This is a genomic window from Flavobacterium sp. (genome assembly GCF_035456085.1).
Lineage (GTDB): Bacteria > Bacteroidota > Bacteroidia > Flavobacteriales > Flavobacteriaceae > Flavobacterium.
Genome location: NZ_DATIDY010000241.1, coordinates 1 through 7,500, shown reverse-complemented (window position 1 = coordinate 7,500; position 7,500 = coordinate 1). Strand labels below are relative to the sequence as shown.

Sequence of the window (7,500 nt, the reverse complement as noted above, 5' to 3'; positions counted from 1 at the left end):
CCAAAGCGTGGGTCAATTTTGTAAACATCGGATTGTCCATAAGTGTGATACGAATACGCTTTGTCATTGTCTTCGCAAAGTGGTGTTGGCCAAAGCGCTGTCGCACCTAATTCTTTGATGTAATCCAAATGCTGAATCATACCGGCAATGTCTCCACCGTGTCTTCCGCCTGGAAGTGCTCGATTCACTTTTTCAGTAACTGATTTATCGCTGTCATTTTTAGCATTTCCGCTGGCAAAACGATCGGACATTACTAAATAAATCAAATCCGAAGCATCAAAACTTTTTCTGGAAGCTGAGTTTTCTCTTCTTTGTTTTAAACTATATTTTTTGGTGAAAGTGATTTTTTTATTTTTTGAAAATGAAAACACAAAATCTTGAGCCTGTACATTTTTGGTATCGATGGTAACAAAAAGATAATTTAGATTTTCGGTTTTTTTTACGTCTTTGATTACAATATTATTTGTAACAGACACTTCATTTTCAGCGATATTTTTACCATAAAACATAATCTGAAGTTCGGGATTGTGCATTCCTGCATACCAAAATGGAGGCTCAACTCTATCAATTTGAGCAAAAACTGATGTTGATATAAGACACATAAGAATAATTGCTTTTTTCATATTATACTATTTAGATTTATAGTTTAAAATTTCTATGTAACACCTTTTTTAGGCATAAATCGGTATTCTTATTTTTTTAAACACATAGAGACATAGATTTTTTAGACTTAAAAAGACACTTCGTTTCAGATAGATTATATAGACTATGAGTAAAAACAGGTTTTTCTATTCTGCCTTTTAATATTTTCTACATATCTATGTTTCTATGTGGTTAAAATTTAAAACCCTTTCAGAATTTTGAACTCTGAAAGGGTTTGTTTTTATTACTTATTTGGCTGAACCAAAACTGGTGAACCATTTACATAAACAGTCAGTTCATGTGTTCCTTCCAAAGTAAATTTGGTTTCTTGATGATTCACATCAACTTTTAAAATTTGATTTCTGAAATTGATTTTGAATGAATAGCCTCCCCATTCTTTTGGGATTTTTGGCGAGAAATGAAGTGCATCATTTTTCACTCGCATTCCACCAAAACCTTCAACGATACTCATCCAAGTTCCAGCCATAGATGTAATATGACAACCTTCTTCAACCTCTTTGTTGTAATCATCAAGATCCAAACGAGAAGTTCTTAAGTAGAAAGCATAGGCCATATCCATTTTATCCAACAAAGCAGCCTGAATCGAGTGTACGCAAGGCGAAAGTGAACTTTCGTGCACTGTAAATGATTCGTAGAAATCAAAATTGCGCTCCAATTCATCTTTAGAGAAATGATCTTCGAAAAAGTAGAAACACTGCAATACGTCAGCTTGTTTGATATAAGGCGAACGCAAAACTCTGTCCCAAGACCATTTTTGATTGATTGGTCTTTGAGAACGATCTAAATCTTTTACGCGAACTAAATCTTTGTCCAAGAAACCGTCTTGTTGCAGATAAATTCCCATTTCTTCTGATCTTGGAAAATACATATTGCTTGAAACTTTATTCCATTCTTGCAATTCTGCTTCCGAAAGTTTTACTTTTTCAATAATACGCTTGTGATCAGCTGGGTATTCTAATGAAACTTTTTTGATTTGTTCAGTTGCATAATCGATACACCATTTAGCGATATAATTGGTATAGAAATTATTGTTGATGTTATTCTCGTATTCATTTGGACCAGTCACTCCCAAAATCATGTATTGATTTTTGTTTTTGGAGAAAGAAGCTCTTTGGTGCCAAAAACGAGCAATACCAATTAAAACTTCCAATCCTTTTTCCGGAATATAAGAGTAGTCTCCTGTAAAACGGTGGTAATTGTAAATTGCAAAAGCAATAGCTCCGTTTCTATGAATTTCCTCGTGAGTGATTTCCCATTCGTTATGGCATTCTTCACCATTCATGGTAACCATTGGGTACAAAGCCGCTCCGTTTGTAAAACCTAAATTATCTTTTGCATTTTCGATTGCTTTGTCCAATTGGTTGTAACGATAAGTCAATAAGTTACGAGCCACTTGTTGGTCTTTGGTCGCCATGTAAAATGGAATACAATACGCCTCAGTGTCCCAATAAGTTGATCCTCCGTATTTTTCTCCGGTGAATCCTTTTGGACCGATATTCAAACGAGAATCTTTACCTAAATAGGTTTGATTCAATTGGAAAATATTGAAACGGATTCCTTGTTGTGCTTTTACGTCGCCATCAATTGTGATGTCTGACATTTCCCAAATCTTTGCCCAAGCATTAATTTGATCTTGCAATAATTGGTCATAACCTTTTGCTAAAGCAGCTTTAATCACATTTTCGGCAGCCAAAATGGTATCTTCATGGTTTAAAGAAACGGTATAACCACCAATTTTTTGGATTCCAGATTTTTCTCCTTTGGCAACAATTACATCGTAATGAAATAAAATTTTATCCGATTTTGTATCAACAGAAATTGGAGAAAGATTTTGCTTTTCACCTCTTGACAAAATTGTGTTTTGCATAAAGGTTGTTACTTTAAAATGCGTTTTGAAAGTTTGCGCTGTAACAAAAGCTTCATTTCCAGATTTTTTTACATCCAAAGGTTCCCAGAATTTCTCTTCCCAGTTTGCGTCTTCATTCGTTACACCAGCATCGATATATGGTTTGTAAATGATTTTAGCATCTTTGTTTAAAGGTGTAATTTCATAATTAATTACCCCAACTTCGTCTAAATCTAATGATAGAAAACGACGAACATCAACAGCAATTTCAGTACCATTTTTTAGAGTTGCCTCAAAAGAACGTTGATACCAACCTTCTTTCATATTCAATTCGCGGCGGTAGTTTTTGACTTCGGTACAAGTATTTAGATCAAAATTCTCCCCGTTGATTTCAATATCAATTCCAATCCAATTTGGAGCATTTAATACTTTGGCAAAATATTTTGGATAACCGTTTTTCCACCAACCCACTTTTGTTTTGTCTGGATAATAGATTCCTGCTATATAACTTCCTTGAAACGTTTCGCCTGTATAATTTTCTTCGAAATTGGCTCTTTGTCCCATAGCACCGTTTCCGATACTAAATAAACTTTCGGATGATTTTACGCGTTCCTTGTCAAATCCTTCTTCGATGATAGACCAATTATCTGGTTTTATATAATCTTGATTCATTTTTTAATGTGTTACTGTGAAAATTAGATGATTTGAAAATTAAATTCTTTGTGAATTATCTAATTTTCTAATTGACTTATTTCCTAATTATTTATTGATTAACAGTTCTAAGAAAGTGGAATTTATTTCAGTGAAATCCTTGAAAATGTATTCCGCTTCATGCAACGTTGTTTCTTCTCCAATTCCGATGCTTAACATTTTTGCAATATTTGCAGCTTGAACACCCGCAACCGAATCTTCAAAAACAATTGAATCTTCGTTGGTAACATTCAACAAGCGGGCTGCATGAACAAAAACTTCAGGATCTGGTTTGGCATTTACAACATCATTTCCATCGACAACAGCGTCAAAAAAAGATAAAACTCCAGTTTTTTCAAGAATCGGTCTAGCATTTTTACTGGCTGATCCCAAAGCAATTAATTGATTGTTTTCTTTTAAAAACTTTAGAACTTTCATCACTCCAGGCAGGATTTCAGTCTCATTCATATCGACCAAATAAGAAAGATAATCTTCATTTTTTTGAATTAACCATCTGTCTTTATCTTCCTGAGAAGCTTCAATTTTACCTAATTCTAAAATGATATCTAAAGAACGAACGCGACTCACTCCTTTTAATAATTCATTGTGTTCTAATGTAAAATCAATTCCTAACTCATTGGCGATTTTTTTCCATGCTAAAAAATGATATTTAGCAGTGTCAACAATTACACCGTCTAAATCAAAAATAAATCCTTTTCTCTTTTCCGTTTTCATTATAATTTTTCTTTGTTTTTATTTTATTGTTGTGCTTTTTCTTTCACAAAAAACACAGCTGAACCAGCAATCAACATCGATATACCGGCAATTACGATTATTGCCATTGGATTTCCTCCGAAAAGCATGATTATAGTACTTCCTAACACACCCGCTGTTATTTGTGGTACGGTTATAGTTGCATTAAACAGTCCCATATAAACTCCCATTTTTTCTGCTGGTAACGACCCTGAAAGCATCGCATAAGGCATTGCCAAGATAGCTGCCCAAGCCAAGCCAACTCCTGAAATAGAAAGCAATAACATGTTTTTATCTTCGACAACAAACATCGAGATTAATCCCAATCCTCCTAAAATCAATGAGAAACTGTAGGTTTTCTTTCTTCCGATGGATTTTGCTATCGAAGGAATTAGTAAAGAATATAAAGCTGCAATCCCGCTATAAAAAGCAAACATCACTCCTGTCCAGTCTCCAGCTTCATTAAACCCAACTGATTTAGCGTCTAAAGCTGTTGGTCCCCAAACTTGATTTGCAATAGCTCTTGTGGTGTAAACCCACATCAAAAACAAAGCAAACCATGAGAAAAACTGAACGATTCCCAATTGCCAAAAGATTTTTGGGGCGTTTGCAATCAATTTAAAGACACTCTCTTTTGACTTATTTTCGTTAGCATTTAGATCAATTTTATTGTATAAAGCATGTTCTTTTGGCGAATATTCTTTGGTTGTAAAAACGGTCCAAAGTACAGTTCCTAATAATATTGCCCCACCGATATAAAAAGACCAAATCACTGATTCGGCCACTTTTTCGCCAGCAGCTGGAACATTTGACAAACCAATCTTTACTAAAATCCAAGGTAATAATGATCCGAAAACAGCTCCAAAATTGATTAAAGCACTTTGAACTGAATAACCCAAATTTCGTTGTTCATCATTAACCATATCTCCGACTAACGCTCTGAAAGGCTGCATTGTTACATTGAATGATGTATCCATAAACAACAGCATTACTGCGCCAAAGATTAGCGGTGGTAATAAGTAAGTAAAATACTCTGCATTTGGCATAAAGAACATCGCCAATGCTGATACGATAGCACCAAAAAAGATAAAAGGAATTCGTCTTCCTAATTTGGTCCAGGTTTTATCGCTCGAAAGACCAATAATAGGCTGAACAATTAGTCCAGCCAAAGGTGCAGCCAGCCAAAAATAACCAATGCTGTGAACATCTGCCCCGAGCGCTTCTAATATTCTGCTGGTATTTCCATTTTGCAAAGAATATCCGATTTGGACTCCTAAGAACCCAAAACTTAAATTCCAAATTTGCCAAAAACTTAGTTTCGGTTTTTCCATTTTAAAAAATTTACATATTTATTTGATAAATTATTTATCACTAATTTTTATCATTTAATATTTAAAAAGCACGAATAATACAAAATGAAACAGCCTTAAATATTTCTGAAAAAAGATTTTTATAAGCATACAAATCACATGCCATTTTTCAAAAACAACAAACTTTACTAGTTTTGAAATTGACTAAAAAATAGTTCGTTTCAAAAACTTCGTTTACTATTAAAAAAATATTTATGGTAGCAATTATGGAATAGCTAAAGATGATCCTCAAACGAGGAAACTCTTAAAAATCAATAACTATACGCTTGTAAAAATTCATTAAATCATGATATATTTTTATGAATCTATTTCAAAAAATTATATCGCATTTAAAAAAATTATAACACGAAAAATTACTGTTATAAAAAACTTATCTTATTTTCGAAGTAAAAGAAAAGCTATAAACGAGGAGTAAATGTATAAAATTCTTTTTGTATTATTTTCAATAAAATCTTAAAAAAATCATTTTTTTCTACTACAAGGTTGTAGTAATTAGTAAATTACCTATTTTCTTTGCAAATTAATTTATAATTAACAATCAGATAACATGTAAAATGATTGACTGTGAAAGTTTTTTAACCGCAAATTCTCAGATTTTAATTTTAAAATAATCTAAGAATCTGCGGATATATATTTTTTGTAAAATTTACCCATTAGGTGAAATTATTTTTAACCACATAGAAACATAGAATTTATAATGCTCGAAAAGGATTTGATAGTCGTCTCACTTATCACATAGTCTATCTATGTAAAAAATAGGCCTATTTCTAGTCTTTCTTTATGATTTACTATTAAATCTATGCATTTATGTGGTTTGTTTTTTGTTCAAACTTGACCCGAGCAACAGTTTCACCCAACGGGTTAAAATTTAATTGGTAGACTCTCTTTCTACCAAATAGGTTTCAATTACTTCGGTGATGTAATTTTCTTCTTCAGAATCATCTTCAGATTCTAAGCGATCGATAATTATCTTCGCTGCGCGATTACCCATTTTCACTCCGCTTTGACTTACAGTTGTAATTGTGGGAGTAGAATATTTAGAAATCATTCCGTCTGTAAAAGCAATTACTGCAAGATCTTTGGGAACATTTAATCCAATTTTATTTGCTGTTTTGATGCAAGTAACCGCAAAAATTTCGTTTACCGCCAAAACTGCATCAATGGCTTCTTCTTGTAATAATTTCTCAATAATTATTTCGCAAGTGTCAATGTCTTCGATTTTTATAATCAGTTTTTCATCAAAAACCAATTTATTATCAAGCAAAGCTTTTACATAACCATCGGTTCTTAATTTCCCTACACTTACATAATCGACAGTTGTAACCAGTGCAATTTTTTTTCGCCCTTTATCAATAAGACTTTGAACTGCCTCGTAAGCAGCTTGTTTGTCATCAATAATTACTTTATCGCAAAACACTTCATTGGTTACGCGGTCAAACATAACTACTGGCATTCCCTGATTGATTACCTCAGTAATATGATGAAAATCGCCTTTGAACTGAGTTTCTTTTGACAATGACATAATGAATCCATCGATGCTACCATTAGCCAAAAGTTCCATATTGAGTACTTCTTTATCAAACGAGTCATCAGACAAACAAATTACGACACTGTAACCTTTTTCATTAGCAACTTGTTCTACACCGTTAATGACAGTGGAGAAAAAATGATGTACAATTTCGGGAATAATAATTCCTATGGTTTTTGTCTTTCTATTCTTGAGGCTAAGCGCAATATTATTGGGTGTATAGTGATAAAATTTGGCAAATGCTTGGACTTTCAATCTTGTTTCTTCACCAATTTCGTGGCTATTCCTTAGAGATTTAGAAACAGTTGATATTGAGACATCTAGCTCTTTAGCGATTTGCTTTAAGGTTATTTTTTTCTTCATGCTAAAATAAAGGGTTATTACTGTGATGCTATTTATTTCTTAATAAAGATAGGGATTTTTTTTATTTATGGTAGTTTTTAGGACAAAAAAGGCAATAAAAAACAAAGTTTTCAACACTATCACGTTTTCGTAGCACTGTATCGTTTTCATCATGTCGAGGCGTGTTAAATAATTCATAATTTTGAAATTCGAAGTAGAAAAAAACTAAACAAAACTTAACCAAAAAACAATTAATTTAAACGAAAAGTATGAAAACAATTTACAAAAAGTTGTTATTTTTATTGCTC

5 protein-coding genes are annotated in these 7,500 nt (G+C 32.8%); all 5 read right to left on the bottom strand.

The annotated features are described in order from the left end of the window. Window positions 1-623, bottom strand: a 623-nt coding sequence (locus tag VLC96_RS17865) for a cyclomaltodextrinase N-terminal domain-containing protein (protein WP_325265103.1), incomplete at its 3' end; no start/stop codon positions are given. Window positions 624-886: 263 nt separating this feature from the next. Then, entirely contained in the window at window positions 887-3,181 is a 2,295-nt protein-coding gene (locus VLC96_RS17860; RefSeq protein WP_325265102.1) for a glycoside hydrolase family 65 protein, read from the bottom strand. Between the two features lie 87 nt (window positions 3,182-3,268). Beyond that, window positions 3,269-3,934: a beta-phosphoglucomutase gene (gene pgmB / locus VLC96_RS17855; protein WP_325265101.1), complete on the bottom strand. Its 666-nt coding sequence runs from the start codon at window positions 3,932-3,934 to the stop codon at window positions 3,269-3,271. A gap of 23 nt (window positions 3,935-3,957) precedes the next feature. Beyond that, window positions 3,958-5,283, bottom strand: a complete 1,326-nt coding sequence (locus tag VLC96_RS17850; RefSeq protein ID WP_325265099.1) for an MFS transporter — start codon at window positions 5,281-5,283, stop codon at window positions 3,958-3,960. A 907-nt stretch (window positions 5,284-6,190) separates the two neighbouring features. Next, window positions 6,191-7,213, bottom strand: coding sequence for a LacI family DNA-binding transcriptional regulator (locus VLC96_RS17845; protein ID WP_325265097.1), 1,023 nt, complete (start codon window positions 7,211-7,213; stop codon window positions 6,191-6,193). Window positions 7,214-7,500 lie beyond the last annotated feature (287 nt).

Bases quoted from the DNA above. Each gene is read 5' to 3' on its own strand.
- VLC96_RS17860 (WP_325265102.1), bottom strand. From the start codon at position 3,181: ATGAATCAAGATTATATAAAACCAGATAATTGGTCTATCATCGAAGAA.
- pgmB (WP_325265101.1), bottom strand. From the start codon at position 3,934: ATGAAAACGGAAAAGAGAAAAGGATTTATTTTTGATTTAGACGGTGTA.
- VLC96_RS17850 (WP_325265099.1), bottom strand. From the start codon at position 5,283: ATGGAAAAACCGAAACTAAGTTTTTGGCAAATTTGGAATTTAAGTTTT.
- VLC96_RS17845 (WP_325265097.1), bottom strand. From the start codon at position 7,213: ATGAAGAAAAAAATAACCTTAAAGCAAATCGCTAAAGAGCTAGATGTC.